The sequence below is a fragment of the Anaerocolumna xylanovorans DSM 12503 genome, assembly GCF_900143645.1.
Taxonomy (GTDB): domain Bacteria; phylum Bacillota; class Clostridia; order Lachnospirales; family Lachnospiraceae; genus Anaerocolumna; species Anaerocolumna xylanovorans.
In genome coordinates this window covers 104,355-122,723 of record NZ_FRFD01000016.1, presented here as the reverse complement: position 1 = coordinate 122,723, position 18,369 = coordinate 104,355, and the positions used below count along the sequence as shown (strand labels likewise).

The 18,369-nt window shown below is 38.3% G+C and carries 18 protein-coding genes, 1 tRNA gene and 1 other annotated feature; of the genes, 12 read left to right on the top strand and 7 right to left on the bottom strand.

The window, feature by feature from the left end:
- Positions 1-179, bottom strand: a 179-nt coding sequence (locus tag BUF11_RS22300; protein WP_139243486.1) for a helix-turn-helix domain-containing protein, incomplete at its 3' end; no start/stop codon positions are given.
- 249 nt (positions 180-428) lie between these two features.
- Between BUF11_RS22300 and BUF11_RS22295 the strand changes: the two genes are divergently transcribed.
- The 4 genes from BUF11_RS22295 (at position 429) to BUF11_RS22280 (ending at position 6,167) form a co-directional block, all read left to right on the top strand.
- Complete coding sequence (locus BUF11_RS22295) at positions 429-1,568, top strand: aldo/keto reductase (RefSeq protein ID WP_242952442.1); 1,140 nt, start codon at positions 429-431, stop codon at positions 1,566-1,568.
- Between the two features lie 72 nt (positions 1,569-1,640).
- Positions 1,641-2,663 carry an SDR family oxidoreductase gene (locus BUF11_RS22290; RefSeq protein WP_073591092.1) on the top strand — a complete coding sequence of 341 codons (1,023 nt, stop codon included), beginning with the start codon at positions 1,641-1,643 and terminating at the stop codon, positions 2,661-2,663.
- Positions 2,664-3,496: 833 nt separating this feature from the next.
- The gene (locus tag BUF11_RS22285) at positions 3,497-4,555 is read left to right on the top strand and encodes an endonuclease/exonuclease/phosphatase family protein (protein WP_073591091.1); all 1,059 of its coding nucleotides are present in this window, start codon (positions 3,497-3,499) and stop codon (positions 4,553-4,555) included.
- Between the two features lie 370 nt (positions 4,556-4,925).
- The gene (locus tag BUF11_RS22280; protein WP_073591090.1) at positions 4,926-6,167 is read left to right on the top strand and encodes an RICIN domain-containing protein; all 1,242 of its coding nucleotides are present in this window, start codon (positions 4,926-4,928) and stop codon (positions 6,165-6,167) included.
- Positions 6,168-6,295: 128 nt separating this feature from the next.
- Here BUF11_RS22280 and BUF11_RS22275 read toward each other — a convergent pair whose 3' ends face one another.
- Positions 6,296-6,883 (bottom strand): dipicolinate synthase subunit B, encoded by a 588-nt coding sequence (locus tag BUF11_RS22275; protein WP_073591089.1) that lies wholly within the window; start codon positions 6,881-6,883, stop codon positions 6,296-6,298.
- 31 nt (positions 6,884-6,914) lie between these two features.
- Positions 6,915-7,793 (bottom strand): dipicolinate synthase subunit DpsA, encoded by an 879-nt coding sequence (gene dpsA / locus BUF11_RS22270; protein WP_084558825.1) that lies wholly within the window; start codon positions 7,791-7,793, stop codon positions 6,915-6,917.
- A gap of 169 nt (positions 7,794-7,962) precedes the next feature.
- Positions 7,963-8,203 (top strand) — a binding site (T-box leader).
- A gap of 74 nt (positions 8,204-8,277) precedes the next feature.
- Between dpsA and BUF11_RS22265 the strand changes: the two genes are divergently transcribed.
- Complete coding sequence (locus tag BUF11_RS22265) at positions 8,278-10,296, top strand: class I tRNA ligase family protein (RefSeq protein ID WP_073591088.1); 2,019 nt, start codon at positions 8,278-8,280, stop codon at positions 10,294-10,296.
- Between the two features lie 186 nt (positions 10,297-10,482).
- On the opposite strand, the gene BUF11_RS22260 is transcribed toward BUF11_RS22265, so the two are convergent.
- A complete protein-coding gene (locus BUF11_RS22260; RefSeq protein ID WP_073591087.1) occupies positions 10,483-10,740 on the bottom strand; it encodes a hypothetical protein in 258 nt (85 codons plus the stop codon).
- Between the two features lie 316 nt (positions 10,741-11,056).
- On the opposite strand from BUF11_RS22260, the gene BUF11_RS22255 reads away from it, so the two are divergent.
- The gene (locus tag BUF11_RS22255; protein WP_139243485.1) at positions 11,057-11,518 is read left to right on the top strand and encodes a hypothetical protein; all 462 of its coding nucleotides are present in this window, start codon (positions 11,057-11,059) and stop codon (positions 11,516-11,518) included.
- Between the two features lie 30 nt (positions 11,519-11,548).
- Complete coding sequence (locus BUF11_RS22250; RefSeq protein WP_073591085.1) at positions 11,549-11,812, top strand: hypothetical protein; 264 nt, start codon at positions 11,549-11,551, stop codon at positions 11,810-11,812.
- A gap of 2 nt (positions 11,813-11,814) precedes the next feature.
- Here the strand turns inward: BUF11_RS22250 and BUF11_RS22245 are convergent, their stop codons facing one another.
- The gene (locus tag BUF11_RS22245; RefSeq protein WP_073591084.1) at positions 11,815-12,567 is read right to left on the bottom strand and encodes an Ig-like domain-containing protein; all 753 of its coding nucleotides are present in this window, start codon (positions 12,565-12,567) and stop codon (positions 11,815-11,817) included.
- 138 nt (positions 12,568-12,705) lie between these two features.
- Here BUF11_RS22245 and BUF11_RS22240 point away from each other — a divergent pair.
- Positions 12,706-12,778: transfer RNA gene (locus BUF11_RS22240), tRNA-Ala, on the top strand.
- Between the two features lie 234 nt (positions 12,779-13,012).
- Positions 13,013-13,381, top strand: a complete 369-nt coding sequence (locus BUF11_RS22235; RefSeq protein ID WP_073591083.1) for a hypothetical protein — start codon at positions 13,013-13,015, stop codon at positions 13,379-13,381.
- A 172-nt stretch (positions 13,382-13,553) separates the two neighbouring features.
- Here BUF11_RS22235 and BUF11_RS22230 read toward each other — a convergent pair whose 3' ends face one another.
- A complete protein-coding gene (locus tag BUF11_RS22230) occupies positions 13,554-14,030 on the bottom strand; it encodes a peptidoglycan-binding domain-containing protein (RefSeq protein ID WP_073591082.1) in 477 nt (158 codons plus the stop codon).
- A gap of 225 nt (positions 14,031-14,255) precedes the next feature.
- Between BUF11_RS22230 and BUF11_RS22225 the strand changes: the two genes are divergently transcribed.
- Together BUF11_RS22225 and BUF11_RS22220 are read left to right on the top strand one after the other, a co-directional pair.
- Positions 14,256-14,726, top strand: a complete 471-nt coding sequence (locus BUF11_RS22225) for a GNAT family N-acetyltransferase (protein ID WP_073591081.1) — start codon at positions 14,256-14,258, stop codon at positions 14,724-14,726.
- Between the two features lie 271 nt (positions 14,727-14,997).
- A complete protein-coding gene (locus BUF11_RS22220) occupies positions 14,998-15,645 on the top strand; it encodes a pentapeptide repeat-containing protein (protein ID WP_073591080.1) in 648 nt (215 codons plus the stop codon).
- Between the two features lie 75 nt (positions 15,646-15,720).
- On the opposite strand, the gene BUF11_RS22215 is transcribed toward BUF11_RS22220, so the two are convergent.
- Entirely contained in the window at positions 15,721-16,833 is a 1,113-nt protein-coding gene (locus BUF11_RS22215; protein WP_073591079.1) for an anaerobic sulfatase maturase, read from the bottom strand.
- A gap of 360 nt (positions 16,834-17,193) precedes the next feature.
- Here BUF11_RS22215 and BUF11_RS22210 point away from each other — a divergent pair, with 360 nt between their 5' ends.
- Complete coding sequence (locus tag BUF11_RS22210; protein WP_073591078.1) at positions 17,194-18,369, top strand: bifunctional glycosyltransferase family 2/GtrA family protein; 1,176 nt, start codon at positions 17,194-17,196, stop codon at positions 18,367-18,369.

Here is an 18,369-nt window from a genome sequence, read left to right as displayed (position 1 = left end):
TTGCGATCTTTTAGTGGTGGAAAATAACGGTTACGCTTAACCTCCTTAGCGATGGTGGTTGGATGTTTTTCAATTCGTCTGGCAATAGAAGCAAAGGTTTCACCATCGTTCAACCCTTTTTCAATCCAGATACGTTCTGTCATAGTAAGGTGCTTTTGGTTATATTTTTTATCTGGCATATGGGCCTCCTGTCTGTGGGGGAATCCATGACAAATTTAGTATATCAGAAAGTCGTGCAGAACTAAATTCATGTAAGAAGAATTTACTCTTTCAAAATGAATTTAGTCCTGCAAAGTAGAATTTAACTTATCATTTTACCGGATGCCGGGTATTTTTTAATAAAGCGGCAAAAAACGTTTGACCTAGAGTTAACTCTATGGGGTATACTTAAAGAAGTAAACTAAATCTATCACAGTACAGGGGGTTTTATGATGAACTATAGGAAATTTGGTAATACAGGGGCTATGATTTCTGCTTTGGGATTTGGATGTATGAGGTTTCCGGAGTATGAAAAAGACGGAAAGTGGTATATTAATGACGATGAAGCCATACCCATGCTTTTAAAGGCTTATGAAGACGGTGTGAATTATTTTGATACGGCTCCGTATTATTGTCATCATAACAGTGAAATTACGGTTGGAAAAGCCCTTAAGGAAATCAGGGACAAGGTCATGGTTTCCACAAAGATTCCGGTAGATAAATGTAAGGAAGCGGGCGATTACAGAAGATTTTTAGAGAAAAGCTTAAAAAAGCTGGATATGGAGTATATTGACTTCTATCATTTCTGGGGGCTTAGCAAAGAGGAATACGATAAGAGCGTTCTTGGCCTTAATCTTTTAGAGGAGGCAAGAAAAGCCAAAGAAGAAGGCTTAATAAAGCATATATCCTTTTCTTTCCATGACAAAGCTGAGTATATCAAATATATTATTGATACTGCAGAAAGCAGGGGTGTTCCCATGGAAACCATGCTGGTTCAGTACAATCTTCTGGACAGAAGCAACGAAGAGATGATTCAGTATGCGGCTTCAAAGGGGCTTGGTGTGGTGGCAATGGGACCGGTAGGAGGCGGCAGGCTGGCAGCACCTACAGACCTTTATGCAAAGCTTACCGGTAAGCCTTCCATATCGACCTATGAGCTGGCGTTTAAGTTTGTATTGGGTAATCCTTATCTAAGCTGCGCACTTTCCGGTATGGGAACTATGGACATGGTAGAGAAGAATGTGGTCATCGGAAGCAGTAAGGAAGGCTTAACCCAGGAAGAATGGGCACAGCTTGGAGAATCTGCGGAGAACTTAAAGAAATTCAGTGAGCTTTATTGTACAGGGTGTGCCTATTGTCAGCCATGTCCGGCAGGCATTGACATTCCTAAGATTTTTAATCTTTATACCTACCATAATGTATACGGGCTTACAGATTATGCAAAAAATGAGATGAAGAATTATAAAAATAACGATGGAAAGACAATAGAGCATTGCAAGGATTGCGGTCTGTGCGAAGACAGATGTCCCCAGAGCTTAAAAATCAGGGACGAGTTAAAAAGAGTGGAAGACATACTGATAAAGCAGTAAAAACAATATCCGGCAGGTGCAGATGAAGTGAGATAAAATTATTCTAAGCAGATACATGATAAGGAGGAATCTATGAAGGTATTATTTATTGGAGGAACAGGAACGATAAGCACGGCCATTTCAAAGGAGCTGGCAAAGGACGGACACGAATTGTATTTACTTAACAGAGGCAGTAAAAACAATATCTTTGACGGCAGAGTAAAGGAATTGGTTGCAGATATCGGTGAGGAAGAAAAAGTTGCAGGACTTATCAAAGACCTTGATTTTGATGTAGTAGCGGATTTCATTGCCTTTGTGCCGGAACAGCTTAAGAGAGATTACAGGCTGTTTAAAGATAAAACAAAACAGTTTATCTTCATCAGCTCTGCTTCCGCATACCAGAAACCATTGTCAGATTACCGAATTACGGAAGGAACTCCTCTGGCAAATCCCTATTGGGAATATTCCAGAAATAAGATTGCATGTGAGGATTATCTTATGAAGCTTTACAGAGAAGAGGGCTTCCCAGTAACTATCGTAAGACCCAGCCATACTTATGATGAAAGAAATGTTCCCGTTGGTATTCATGGTGCAAAAGGAAGCTATCAGGTATTAAAGAGAATGCTGGAGGGAAAAAAGGTTCTGATACATGGAGACGGAACCGCTCTTTGGACAGTGACCCATAACAGTGACTTTGCCAAAGGTTTTATTGGATTAATGGGTAATATTCATGCAATTGGAGAAGCTGTTCAGATTACTTCCGATGAAACCCTTACCTGGAATCAGATTCATAAAGCAGTTGCAGATGCGTTGGGAGTTCCGTTAAATGCATATTATGTTTCCTCTGAATTCCTGGATGCCGCCAGCACAGAGGATTTTAAAGGAGCCCTTATCGGAGATAAAGCAAATTCTGTTGTATTTGACAATTCCAAAATCAAAAGGCTGGTTCCGGGTTTTACCTGTACCAAACGCTTTGACCAGCAGGTAAAGGAAACAGTAAATTATGTGCTTAGCCATCCCGAATGCCAGAAAGAGGATGTGGAATTCGACCAGTGGTGTGATAAGGTAATAGAAGCACTGGATAATGCAGTAAAAGCAATCAAAGGTCAGGATTAAATTAAAAAGCAATTAATAACTCCCCTGTAAGAATTAAGGTAAAATTACCGGTTCTTACAGGGGAGTTTTATTAATAAAGGTAAAGTCCGTAGCAGAGGCTGTATCATCCTGAATTTATTGAAACTTGACAGGGTTGACAATTTGGGCAATTTCACCAAAGTTTGGCCGCATGTTATTCCTGGATTTGGGGTTTTTGTGAATGGACAGGATAGAAAAATATTGCACTAAATGCTGCATAACACTATTATATATTGTCTTGAGATAACGGTCAACAGTCTTAAAATCCTTAAGAACAGAGGGCCTTTTAAATGAAGTATAATAGTTAAATTAATAACAGCTTTGAAAAATCATATGAAGGACCGAATATTTCTATCTTTTATTCGTATGGTTGTATTGTATAGTTTAATGCTATTTTAAGTAGCCTTTATTATAATAATTTATGTAAACAACAAACATCTTTCACTTTTTATTGAAGCAGTAGCTGCGGCTATTACTGCGGATGCTTCAGGTAAGGCTTACAAAAAGAGGTAGGAGGCATATCACTTTCACCTATTAAGTGAAGCCAAACAATAGAAAAAGAGTTTCAACTTTGTTAGAATGAAGTTACCACATAATATTTATATAAAAGGAGAAACCCTTAGGTCTGGTTTAAGTGTGCTTCTTTCAGAAAGCAATAGGAAAAGGAAAATAGATTTTTCAGGAGGTGAATATCCCATGATGTTTGTATGTTGCAGGTATATAATGAATAGGATTAATTATAGGTTCCGGTGAATAAACTGAAAATAAATATATGGGAAAGAAAAATACATGGGCATTAAGAAGGAGAAAAAGTTATGAAAAGAATCAAGCAAATTGTAAAATGGTGTGTTATAATCATTGCCATACTTTCAGGATTATTTGCAGCTGGAATTGTATTTCTTACTATACGTGAATATCGTCCTTCTGACGTGGAGGTGCTTTCTGTATCAAATGGAAGTAAAAAAGTAAATCAAGATACGGAATTAACGGTTATTACATATAATATAGGTTATGCTGCTTTAGGCAGCACAGAGGACTTCTTTATGGATGGAGGAACAAAGGTAAGGCCAGACAATAAGGAGGTTGTAGAAAAAAATTTATTAGGAAATGCAAATGTCATGAAGAGTAATCCTGCAGATATTTATTTCCTTCAGGAAGTTGATATAAATTCCAAACGTTCTTATCATATAAATGAAATGCAATATTTGGAAAAAGCTTTACAAATACCAGGCATGTTCTCTTATAACTTTAAGTGTGATTATATACCGTATCCCATTCCGACAATTGGACATGTAGAAGCAGGATTAGTTACTTTAACAGATTTAGAAGTAAATTCGGCCTCACGAATCTCACTTCCTGAATCTTTTCGCTGGCCCCTTAAAATATGTAATCTGAAACGTGCTCTTCTTGAGGCTAGAATTCCTATAGAGGGTACAAAGAAAGAACTTGTATTATTTAATTTACATCTGGAAGCCTATGACAGTGGAGCAGGAAAGATTGCACAAAGTAAAATGCTGGCGGATATCCTTGAAAAAGAATATGAAAAAGGTAATTATGTTATTGCCGGAGGAGATTTTAATCAAATGTTTGAAGGATATAAGCAATATCCAATATTAGAACAGGGAAATTGGATGCCTGGAATTATTGGAAAGAAGGATATAGCAGATACATTTTCATTTGCAGTAGATGATAGCATCCCCACATGCCGTATGTTAAATGGACCATATACGGGGTCCTATGAAACTTCACAAATGTATATCATTGATGGATTTATTGTATCTAATAATATACAAGTACAAAATGTAAATGTTATACCTACAGAATTTCAATATTCAGATCATCAACCAGTAAAATTAACCTTTAAATTTAAATAGTTTTCTTGAATAAGTCATTAGAAAAATGATTATTTTTATATGGGATACTTCCAAGAGGAGGTATCCTTTTTGATTTTTAGTCTGACTTATCAGTCTTTCTGCTTTTCTAATTTAAAATGCCTGAAAATAGTAAAAATGTACCAGATATTAACAGAATATATTTACAAAATATGGGATATGATGTATAATATATTTCGTATGGAAGAGCATCTCACACTTTTCGTTTAAGCAGTATCAAAAGCAATCTTGCAGGATGCATGAGTGCTATTACATAAGAACCTGGCAGAACCAATAATCCCGAATTAACGAGATTTCAAAGCCATGATCGCGCGGCATGGTTTGAAATAATAAATGAGAAGGAGATGTATTTATGTTAAGAAAAGGGAAAGTTTTAAGTGTATTGTTGGTTTTAGCTCTTGTTATTTCGTTGCTGCCTTCTGTGAATTCAAAGGCTGCTGCCAACTGGACGTTGGTTTGGAGCGATGAGTTTAACGGAAGCAGCCTGGATACCTCCAAATGGACGGCAGAAATTGGGACAGGCAGTGGGGGATGGGGTAATAATGAGCTGGAATATTACACCAGCCGGTCGCAGAACCTTTCAGTATCAGGTGGCAATCTTGCCATAACAGCCCAGAAAGAATCTTACGGGGGGATGAATTACACTTCTGCAAGAATTAAAACCCAGGGTCTTAAGAGCTTCACTTATGGCAAGATAGAAGCAAGGATTAAGCTTCCTACCGGTCAGGGGCTTTGGCCTGCTTTCTGGATGTTAGGTGATAACATTACATCAGTAGGCTGGCCGAAATGCGGCGAAATCGACATTATGGAACGTGTTAACAGTAATGCATATGTAAATGGAACGGTTCACTGGGATTCCAACGGACAGGCTGATTACGGACAAGTATCAGGTTCTCTTGATTTCTCCCAGTTCCATACCTATGCAATTGAATGGGATGCCAATTATATCAGATGGTTTGTTGACGGTGTACAATTTAATGAATTCTATATTCAGAACGGCACAGGCGGAACAGAAGAATTCCAAAAATCTTTCTTTATTCTGCTAAACCTTGCAGTGGGCGGAAACTGGCCAGGCAGTCCAAACGGCCAGACCCCTTTCCCATCACAGATGCTTGTAGATTATGTCAGAGTATACCAGGGACAGACCTCAACACCTAATATTGTAAGCGGTGGAATTTATACTTTGGCAGCCAAGTGCAGCGGAAAGGTACTGGATGTGAAGGACGTTTCCTATGATGATGGAGCCAAGATGCAGCAATGGACCAATTACAGTGCGAATAACCAAAGGTTCCGCATTGATGATATGGGGGGAGGATATTATAAGTTAACGGCCATTCACAGCGGTAAGTGTCTTGATGTTCCTTATGGAGCAGCTACCGTAGGTCTACAGCTTCAGCAGTGCGCGGATAACGGAAATGATGCACAAAGGTGGAAGATTGTAGATGTGGGAGGCGGCTATTATAAGCTGGTATCAAAGGCCACCGGTCTGGCAATGGATGTCTCCAATTCTTCCACAGCGGACGGTGCTGTAGTACAGCAATGGACGGATAATGGAACAGATGCCCAAAAGTGGTATCTGACAAGAGTTCAATAGTTAAGGGTGAGGAAAGCCTGGAACTGCGGGGGAGCTTGCAGTCCAGGCTTTCCTTCACGCTATGGGCTTCTTTTGCTTAGGCTGATTTAAAATAGAAAAGTCACTTCCTGCCTGATTGTTGTAAGCTATCAAAAAGGACTGATAACGACTGGTTGGAGCTGTTTGCCTTCCAGGGCACTTTCTAAGGTTAAGGTCAGCAAATGGGTGTGGGCAATCATGGATTTGGGCTTTCCGGTAGGGCTATCCTGGCCGAAAGGTACAAAATAGATATTTTTTTGATTCAGAAGGGTCCCAATATTTTTTAAGTTATTGCCAAGGGCATCGTTGGTGGCAATAGAGATAACGAGAGGTTTATTATTGCGGATATGAGCTTTGGCAGCCATTAAGACAGGAGTGTCGGTGATGCCTGCAGCCATTTTTGCCAGAGTATTGCCGGTGCAGGGGATGATTGCCATGATATCAAACATATCCTTTGGACCTACGGGCTCTGCATCCTCAATGGTAGTAATAGGGTTATGACCTGTAATCTCTGCCAGTCTTAAGTAGAAATCCTTTGCCTTACCAAAGCGGGAATCAATTTTCTGGGCATTAAAGGAAAGAATAGGATAAACGTTGGCATCTTCTCTTAACAGCTTTTCGACTTCTTCAAAGGTTTTATCAAAGGTACAAAAGGAACCGGTTAATGCGATTCCGATGTTTTTATTATGCAATGACATACATACCTCATTTCTGGAGAAAAAGGTGTATTTATACGGCTTTTTCTCCTAAACTGCTCAATAGATATTTGGTTAAAAAAGCTGCACTTGCTTTAGGGGAATATTTTCCGGGAAGGCCAAGGCAAAGTCTGGCATTACGGGATAGCTCCTTTGCAGCAGTAAAATCAACACCGCCCGGTGCGGAAGCAATATCAATAATAGTTACATCCTGTTTGGTTTTTTCTAAAAGCTCTCTGCCTAATACCGGAGCAGGTATAGTATTAAAGATGTAGTCATATTCAGATATCACATCCGTAAGCGCTGGAAGAGATACAGCATTGAAAGAAGAGGTTTTAGCCTGGGCAATTGCAAGAGGAGATCTGGCGGCTATGGTAAGCTGTCCGCACAGAACTTTTAACTTTTCTGCCAGGGTCTTTGCACATCTTCCATATCCTAATATCAGACAGGAACTTCCATGCAGATTACCGTCACTGCCAATAATGGCCTCTGCGATAGTGCCCTCTGCTGTTGCAATGGTATTAAACAGCGTGATTTCTTCCTCTTCCATAAAATCATTGTAATAAATATCACTTGCTTCACAGAATTCCCGGATGTTTTTTGTAAAACATCCTCCATAGAGCATATGCCCTTTCTTTAGATGGGTACAGAGAATCTCCGGAGTCAAATCCGCTTTGGCATCCACGGATAATATATGAATGCCGTTCTTTGTAAAAGGGATGGGTGTAAGAATAACCTTACTGGAATCTATTGCTTGGGCCAGAGATTTGGCATGTTCCATATTGGCTTTGCTGCACAGGTTTTCGAGCCCATATAAAAGCACCGAAAAACCACGGGATGACAAATCCTCTGCCATATAAACCTGCCTTAAATCCCCGCCGATAACGGCAAAATCATAAGTCATAGAATTCATGAAAGAGCCTCCCAGGGATGTATATTTGTTTTAGATATTTTCAATATATGGAAGTTTTAAAAAAAAGTTCGCCAATTGGAGGCAGGTCTTACGGACAAATAATAGGATAAATCGACATTTATATAAGTCCTTGACAAAGAGTAAGTTTCTGAATATACTAAGATAAAAAGAAAAGGCTATGAAGAGGGAAGTACTCTATCGGAAGTTTACAGAGAGCTCCAGATGGTGGGAAGGAGCAGCAAAAGACAGACGAAACAAGCCTCGGAGCTGCATATGGATCGGCCTGTTTAAGACCGTGATGCTATGACGTGGGTCCACGTTACAGGACTAGAGTATGTTCGTACTTAAAGAGGTTAATATGGTGACATATTAATAAAATAGGGTGGTACCGCGATAGATTCGCCCCTGTGATCAAAATTACAGGAGGTGTTTTTTTATACCTATTTTTAGAAGAATGTCAGGTAAATGAAAAGGAGAACGTATTATGATGGAAAAAGACAAGAGCAGGCCGGAATTTCCCAAAAAAGCCGTGATAACTGCCGGAATGCCTTATGGAAATAAAGAACTGCATTTTGGACATATTGGAGGGGTATTTGTTCATGCAGATACCTTTGCAAGATTTTTAAGAGACAGAATCGGTGAGGAAAATGTCATATTTGTATCCGGCACAGACTGCTATGGTTCCCCCATATTGGAAAGCTACCGTAAGCTTAAAGAAGAAAAGGGTGAGGATTGTAATGAAACAATCAAAGATTATGTAAGGAAAAACCATAATCACCAGAAGGATACCCTGGCAGCTTATGAAATCAGCTTGAACCTTTATGCCGCTTCTGCCCTTGACAGAGCAGGGGAAATTCATGAAGAGGTATCAAAGGAAATATTTGATACGCTTTACAGGAATGGATTCTTGGAAAAGTTAGCAACCCCTCAATTCTTTGATCCGGATTTTGGAGTATTTTTAAACGGAAGACAGGTGGTAGGAAACTGTCCCATTGAGGGCTGTACGTCTGAAAAAGCCTATGCGGATGAATGCTCCCTGGGACATCAGTATATGCCCAGTGAACTTTTGAACCCGAAGAGTACCTTATCCGGTAAAACACCCGAAGTAAGGGAAGTTGCCAACTGGTACTTTAAGCTGGAGGAATATACCCAGTGGCTGACCCGGTATGTGGCGAAGGAAAGATCGGGAAATACCAGAAAATATATCCTAAAAACTATTGAAGAATTCTTAAAACCGCCTTGTATCTATGTAAAAAAGAGTGAGCTTGAGAGAACGGGAACACAAGAAGAGGAGTTAAACAGGCTTCTTCCTGAACATGAGCTTTTAAAAGAGGAGAATAAGGCTTCCGTAACCTACGTGATGAAGAACTTGGCGGACAGGGATAGGGCAAGAGAAGTATTAAATGAAAAGGGAATACGCTTTCGCACCGGCAAGACGTTAGTACCTTTCCGCCTATCCGGCAATATCAAATGGGGCGTTCCGGTACCGGATAAGGAAGATATGAAAGATTTGACCTTCTGGGTATGGCCGGAATCTTTATGGGCACCCATTTCCTTTACAAGAACTTATCTGGAAATGCAGGGAAAAGACCGGGAGGAATGGAAAAACTGGTGGGAATCAGAAGAGGCAAAGGTATACCAGTTTATCGGGGAGGACAATATTTATTTCTACGGAAATGCAGAAATGGCTTTATTTTCAGCCTTAAAGCTTCCATACGGTGAGAAGAGCGATGCCGGTAAATTCATAGCACCACAGCTGATTGCCAACAGGCATATTCTATTCATGGATAAAAAGGCTGGCAGCAGCAGTGCCATAAAGCCTCCTATGGCAAGAGATTTACTGGATTTTTATACACCGGAGCAGCTCCGTATCCATTTCCTAAGCTTAGGATTAGCCTCCAAGAGTGTAAGTTTTAAACCACAGGTATATTTGCCCGAAGAGGAAAGGGAAGGAGTGGACCCGGTACTAAAGGAAGGAAATCTTCTGACCAATGTATTTAACCGACTGGCGCGCTCTTGCTTCTACACTGCACAAAAATACTATGATTCAAGGCTTCTTGAAAATGAAATCAGTGAAGCAGTACGAAAAGAATCCGAGGAAGCAATTCTTACCTATGAAAGGCATATGTATAACCATGAATTCCACAGCCTTACTTATGTGCTGGATTCTTATATCCGCTTTATGAACAAATACTGGGTAAATAACATGAGAACAGCGGAAACAACTGACGATGATGCCTTAAGAAGGCAGGTTCTTAGCGATTCTCTCTATGGAGTGCGTGTTGGAGTTCTGCTTTTGCACCCCATAGCTCCGGCAGGTTGTGAAAAAATCAGAGAATATCTTGAGGTGGATGAAAAAATTTGGAGCTGGGATTATGCATTCAGCACTTTAAATGAACTGGTTTCAGACAAAGAAAACCACAAGCTGAAATTCTTAGAACCTAAAGAAGATTTCTTTGAAAAGCACAGCAGGCAGTTAGAAGCTTATGCTGACGGAGAGTAGTTTGAAAAATGCGTTGCATTTTTCAAATGCAACTTTGGAAAAGGCATGGGGAGTAGTGTGAAAAATAAAAATTGTTTTTCACTTTCTATCTGGGCAGTATAGCAAGCAATTATAATTCTGTGCTGTTACAGGTGAAAAAATCAGGCGAAAGGACTCTCTGTGCAGGAGTTCCTTTCACCTGTATTTTTAGTCTATTGCCGTGATATTTGTGATTTGTGCATCACCCTCCAGAGGCTTGTAGATTTCTACAAGGGCATAATAGGGAGTATGAGTAGTATCCTTTGGTTCTGCAATAGTAATGAAACGGTAATTTGTACCGTTTACCACCTGGGTAGCAACAGCGAGAGGAATATAAAAATAATCCTCGTTAATATCCATGGTATGATAAAAGAGATAGGTATCATAGGGTGTCAGATAGGCTTGATAATTCCAACCGCCAGGCATAGCACACCTCCGGGATTTTACTCTAATATATGCAAGTTATGGTACTATTGATGGCATTGTTTTTTATGTAAAACCGTTGTATAATTATGGGAGAGAAAGCGCGGAATGAAAAAAGGCACAAAAGGTTAAATTTTAAGATATGATTGTATAGAGTCAAATCAAAATCATACTTTGAGACAGTGTTTTACATAAGGAAGGCAAAGAGTGAAAGAAAATTCAGAAAATGAAAGGCTGCCATAATGGATTCTTTCACTCATTTTTATTTGTGGCAGATTGCAGACAGCGGGCAAGCCTGCGATATGCAATGGGTATAAATATGAAATGGAAGATACTCTTTGTAATAGCTTTTACAGCAGCTATTATTCTTTCGGTATTGTATTATAGAGAAATAAATAATAAGAATACATTTATATTCTATGGAGAAAATGAAAACTGGAGAGCAACCTATACAGAAATAAAAATGGGGAATAAGTATTATGACTCATTTTCTTTGGAATACAAAAATGCAAGGGATGCAAACGGGAATCTGACAGCGGAAGTCAAAAAGATTGGAAAGATAGACTGTGATATAGACGGAGAAGTACCACTTAGAGGTGGTTCCTCCAAGGAAGATTTTACTGGAAGTTATGCTGTTCATTACATCACGGAAGAGCCGAAAGGTGAGCGGTGGTATAATCTAAATAAGGTATATACCCTAAATTTGAAGATTATGGCGGATTCCGGCTGGGATACGCTGACGCTTGACAGAGCAGATGTAAAGATCTATAGTGCTGAATGATTGCAAAAAAGTGAAAAGAGGAGGGCTGGTATGATTGCTTATATCGGTGAAATTTTACTCATTTTCTTTGGCTTATATATGATTGTAAAAGGACGGGTCCCACTACTTAGAAAATACGAAGGTGTTAAAAATATTCCTTTGCAGTCACGCATCAATGGCACAGGAATTGTCTTGGTCGGTACAATCTTTATATTTTACAGTTATAGTTCCTTTCCTTCCGGACTACTGATAGGAGCGGTATTGTTAATTGGAATACTATGCCTTGTAATTCAAGTTATAAGCAAAGCGATATAACCTTACGGTTTTGCGGGATATAACAGCTTGCCTGTTTTTGTGTCAATGATCCGGATGCTGCATTTTCTGTCTGCTGCATCAATGAGATTTAAACCCTGGATGGTGTCACTGATGACAGAAACGGTATAAACTGTAGATAAATCAGCCATCGAAGCCTGATAACTTTCTTTGTCTGTATAGATTTTTACACTTTTAAAAAGCTTATCTGCTTTCATATCAGTAAATATTTCAAAGCCGTCCGAACTTAGGATTTTCTTCAGGCAGTCATTAAAGGAAGCATTGTATTTCTTTAAGAACTTCAGCCGTTCCTTATCATACATGATAACTTTAACATATGCATCATCATAGGGCTTAACGCTTATATACTGCGGAATGTCCAGTTTAAACTGCTTAGAATAATCTATGGGAGAAGTTTTGTCAAAGAGTAAGGCAGGCAGAATAACCTCTGCGGTTTTAGCTGTTACATTGAGGCTGCATTTATATTTCTTTCCCTTGTTTTCAGCTATAATTGTGCAATGTCCCACGGACAGTGCCTTAATTTTTCCTTTTGCAGTAATACTTGCAACTTTTTTGTTATCACTGCTCCAGATAACAGTACCGGAAATGTTTAGAAGCTTAAGAGTATAGCTTTTTCCTACACTCAAAGTCAGTTTCTCTTTACTAAGGGCAGGAGCGGCAGCGTTTACAGAATGAGCCGGTGTTACCAGTGTAATTATTATTGAAAATACCAACAAAAAAGACAATAGTTTTTTCATATATTCCCTCCGCAGATAATCTATTTTCAGTATGAAGCAGCAAGAGAAGGTTGTCAATAGAAGACTTTTGAACAAATGCGGGAATTATTAAAAATAACTTGAAAATAAGACAAATTCATGATATAGTAAAAATAGTTCGGGGCATTAGCGCAGTTGGGAGCGCACCACACTGGCAGTGTGGGGGTCAGGGGTTCAAGTCCCCTATGCTCCATCTTAGGAAAGACGGTAAAATCAAGGGTTAGATCGGTTATAAAGAAGTCAACAGCACTCGGAAACGGGTGCTTTTTTCATGGATTGTAACAAAAGGCCATCGCCGGCAGAAAGAGTTAAAAAGTGCTGGAGGTTTTATCTTGCATATCATAACACTAATAAGTATAATTTATTTGTCAATTATTAATATATAAGCGGAGGCCTATAATAATGAGAGTATATTGCAGAACATGTAATGGTACTGGAGAAGTTGATTGTACATATTGCAATGGAACAGGAAATGATGAAACAAGACTTTTACCATGTGAAGAGCCTTATATGTATGAGCCTTGTTTTTATTGTGGCAGAAGCGGAAAGGTTGTATGTCCCGAATGTCATGGTAGCGCTTATATTGAAGATGCAGAAGATTAAACAGGGAGGAACTATTATGGCAGAGGATTTTCCACATCATACTTGTACTTACTGCGGAGGTAGCGGTCAGGTAACTTGTGAATTTTGTGGTGAGAGCAAAGATTATGGCTATGATGTATGTAATGTTTGTAATGGGACAGGAAATAGGACATGCCCATCATGTGATGGGCATGGATTTGAGTACGATGTTTAGAATTTGAAACGAATAGTATAAACATACTTAATTTCTATAACAGAAAAATCCCGGAGGGTTATGGATATGCTCCCCTTAGAGTAGACGGGGTACAGTTCAAGTTACCTCCGGGGTTAATCTATTTCTACAAAGAGATTATTCCAAAGAAGATTCTTCAGGAAGAACATGGAATCTATGGATTACAAACAGAGCATGGTTCATAATTTCTCTTAGCATCTGATAAAGAGATAGCAATTTGGGATTGCCTTAAATAGCGGCATCCGGCCCTATGGTATTTAGAACCAGTTCTTGTTATATAAACGGTTGCTTCAGTTTTGGCGGTACTGGAAGATGCGCTTTTGGTAACAGTAACACCTAATGATTTCAAAAGAGTGTTATTAATAGTTCCTGTAATTTTAAGCTTGTTATCTTTTTGGTATTTTTTAATTGCAGTTTTGGTATTTTTACCAACAACACCATCTGGAGTACCGCAATTATATCCTTCGTTGTTTAAAGCTTCTTGTACATCGTTAATTGTTTCTTTGTTATAAGCAGCTTGCGCTGTTGCGACAACGGGCAAGTTAGTAATTACTGCAACATTAGGTGTTATAAAAGTACTTAAACATACAATTAGCATTAATTGAGATAATATTTTCTTGAGTTTTTTCATATTTTTTCCTCCCTTTTGTAGTTTCATTATAAAACAATTGGAAAAAAATACAAGTAATCAAGTGGGAAATAATGAAAATAACATTTTAAAGTTAGCAAAAATGAGAATAGATTACTGTTAGGTTTAATTAAGATTTGAATAAATCAAAGCTGAATATTGATAGTTGATAGAAAATGGTGTAATATACATCACAGAAAGAAGTACTTTGGGAGGTAAAAGCTGAATTTGGAAAATATCGAAATTCGTTCATTTAATAATGGGTATATGCAATATTTTATAAAAATGTTTACGAAATACTTTAGAAATGATTTTAAAATTGAGATAACGGAAAAAGAGATATGTAAGGCATGTACCGAAATTGGGGAGTTTTCAATATCGGGAACAAGTACACTGGATTTGTTATTTCTTAATGAGGAACCGGTTGGATTTATTTTCTTTCAGATTGACACTCCACAAAGTAACTGGTGTGAACGAGAAGGATGGGGGTTTATCAGAGAAATTTATATTGACCCTGTTTTTAGAAAATCTGGATTAGGTGCAAGGTTAATTTCACATGCTGAAAAGAATCTTTATTCAAATGGTGTCAGGAATATATACCTTACTTCGGATAGCAACGAAACATTTTGGGATTCACTTGGATACAAGAAAACCGATGAAGTGAGCACCATCAATCATGATCCGATATATGAAAAATAAACCGCAGTTTATAAATACGGCTACCAACTATCAGTTGGTAGTTTTTTATACCCAAAATGAAGAAGTAAGGTGACAGATAAGAACACTTTTAAGATACCCGGAGGCAGTCTGCCAAGGACTGAATGTATTTGGATGAGTTATTGAGTAATCCATGAAAACCTGCCAAGCTGAAAATACTTGCATTAATTTCTAAGTTCGTCTTGTAAATTAAAATTCAAATGGTTACAATATTTTTGATAAATCACATAAAAAGCATATGAGGATGGTATAAATGAAGATTAATGCACCACAGGTAACAGAGTTAAGAGAAGTGGGTCCGATGCTAAATCAGATTATAGAATTACAGGCGCAGGAGCAGGCAGCAGAAAGATTGTTGTTTTCATCAGATTATCTTACCGGTGAAGACTTGTCAGGAATAGATTATAATAATGTTGAATTTAATAATTGCAGGTTATTAAATTGCAACTTTAATAAGTCAGGATTTACGAATATATATTTTAAGAATTGTGATATTTCCAACTGTACCTTTGAGAACTGCTATTTTAACCAAGTGGAATTCACCTTGTGTAAAGGGGTAGGAACTAGGTTCCAAAATTCAACGATAAAGCATGTGCTTTTTTCGGATTCTAACTTTACTTACTCTAATTTTGAACATTCTAAAATACAGAAAACCATTCTATCTTCATCAGACTATAGCAATGCCTGTCTGGCGGAATGCATTTTAAAAGATTTGGAATTTCATGATGTCACATTAAATAATTGTGATTTTTTTAAAACTCCTTTAAAAAATATCGATTTTAGAGAAAGCAGGATAGAAGGAATTATACTTTCCGATAGTAATAAAGAACTTGTAGGAGCAATTGTGGATATCTATCAAGCGGCAGTTTTAGCGCGCCTTTTGGGAGTAGAGGTTAAGTAGACTTTTAACTGCTACAGAAAATAATTTTTATAAACGCGCAGTTCGATATTATTAAACTATAATTAATGGATTAATCTATATCCTATTATATAGGATATCTGCTATTTCAAGCATTTGCGGCAGGCACGCTTCAAAAAACATCTGATAAGATTTACAAAAGTGTTGATGATATGGTTCTGCTAACTGCCGGTTTCTTGTACAGCCGCCGCGGCAGATGGCATAGAACTTGCATTCATCGCATGCTGCATCATGGTGCAGTGACTTTTCTATGAACCCAATCCTGCTTCTGGAGTCGTCAATCTGCTCCACAGTGCTGTTACAAAAGTTACCGAGCAGGTATTCATCCATTACATAAAAATCACAGGGATATACGGAACCGTCCGCCTCAACGACATATTGTTTGCCGCAGATTCCTTTCATGTCGCAGGATTCCGGAGCATAACCTAATAAAATTGAAATATAATTTTCAAATTGACGGATATAGGGCTGGGTATCCTGCAATAAATCCTGATACCATAAATGAAACAATTTAATTAAGAATTCTCCGTATGCTTCGGGCAAAAGAGAATAATCCCTTTGACCTGGCTCCTCCCCAATTGGATCCAGGCAGGCTATGAATTGCAGATATTTTAGATTATGCTTTTTATAGAACTCATAATTACGTTCGATTTGAGAGGCTGTTTTACTGTTAACGACAGATAGAATATTGAACTGTACATTGTATTTTTTGAACAGTGAAATGGTATCCATCACACGATAAAAGCTTCCTTCGCCTTTGGCATTCAATCTATAAAGGTCATGTGTTTTCGGTCCCCCATCCAGGGACACGCCTACAAGAAAATTGTTCTCTGCATAGAACCTTGCCCATTCCTTATCCGAATAATATCCATTTGTCTGAATCGCGTTATATATTTTAACATGATTTATATTATATTTATGTTGTAATTCAATGGATTTTTTAAAAAAGTCAAGACCGATCAAGGTAGGTTCGCCGCCCTGGTAAGCTATCGTACATTCGCCCTCTGCATAAGCCAGTACTTTTTGAAGGACTTGCTCCAGCACGGCCTCGCTCATAAAGCCGTAGTTGGGCTGGGAACGTTTTGAGATGGTATCATAGTAAAAGCAATAGTTGCATCTAAGATTACAATTGCCGGAGGATGGCTTTATTAATACACTGATTGGTGGCATTTTTCTCTCCATTTCTTCATCGGGCGCGTAAATCTTTTCTTTGTTATTATATACTTCAATCTCATGGGATTCAATTCATTAGGTGATAAATTTAAAAATATTGCATCTTTAAATAAATTGGTATGTAAAAAGGGGAGGGTCGGCAGGATTACCTGCTGGCCCTTATGAAAAGACTGTGAACGAATTCTCTATAACCCAAACCTGGTCATTGATAGAGTAAGCCGGTACAAACTTTTATGAGTTTCCGTCACATTTATAAGCATAGAATCTTCTTATTATGAATTTGTTTCAGAAGATTGTCCATACTTCTATAGTGAACTTTAGAGTGTAATAGAAATAACTCTGGAAGGAGTAGCAATTATGGACATTATAATAATTCCGGCTTATAATCCGGATATGAAATTAATTCATCTTGTAGAGGAACTGTATAAAAAGAAATTAAATCATATAGTGGTAGTCAATGACGGAAGTGACCAAAGCGCACTTGATATCTTTCATAAATTAGATGAATATGCAGTGGTTCTGACACATGGCGTCAATCGGGGAAAAGGAGCAGCAATAAAAACCGCATTAAAATATATATTCGATAATTTTGATGAGGAGGATAATGTTGTTATATTAGATGCAGATGGACAGCACCGGCCGGTAGATGCCGTTCGTATTCTTTATGAACTGCATAACAGCAGTTCTGACTTGGTTTTAGGCGTCCGCAGTTTCACCGGGAAGGTTCCCTTTCCTTCGCTGATTGGCAATACCATTACAAAATATGTTTTTCGTTTATTTAACGGCAAATGGATATCCGATACTCAGACTGGACTTAGGGCGTTTTCTTATAAAATGATACATCAATTACTAAATGTAAAAGGGGAACGCTTTGAATATGAAATGAATGTCCTGCTCTACTGTGTAAGAAGAGATCTCAAAATATCAGAAGTACCCATTGCCACAATTTATCATGATAGCAAAAATTCATGCTCGCATTTCCGGGTGATATGGGATTCCATCCGGATCTATGGCAATCTTCTGGCTTTTTCAGGAGCTTCCTTTTTAAGCTTTTTGCTGGACTACTTGATATTTTTTCCACTGGTATGGATGTTTGGCAAGATGGGGGCGGCAGATGGGATAGCCCTAATCTGGGGCAATATCGCTGCCCGTTTTGTCAGTGCTGCTTTTAATTATTTTCTAAACAGCACCTTTGTATTCCGGTGTAAAGAAAACCGGATGAAATCCATCATTCATTATGCCATGCTTGCCGGCGGAATACTGGCATTAAATACATGTATTTTATATGCCCTGAATAATTTACTCAATCTAAACCGGGCAATGGCAAAACTGATAACAGAAGTGCTTTTATTTATTATAAGTTTCACAGTGCAAAGATTTATTATTTTTAGAAAAACAACGGTAAAAAGGAGAAAGTATTTTTTAGCGGTAATCATTATTACGGTGATGTTATTAACAGGCTGTTCTCCTGCGAGAACAATGATCGGGGGATGTTACAGAATGATTGGCAGTCAGGTGTCAATCATCCTGTAA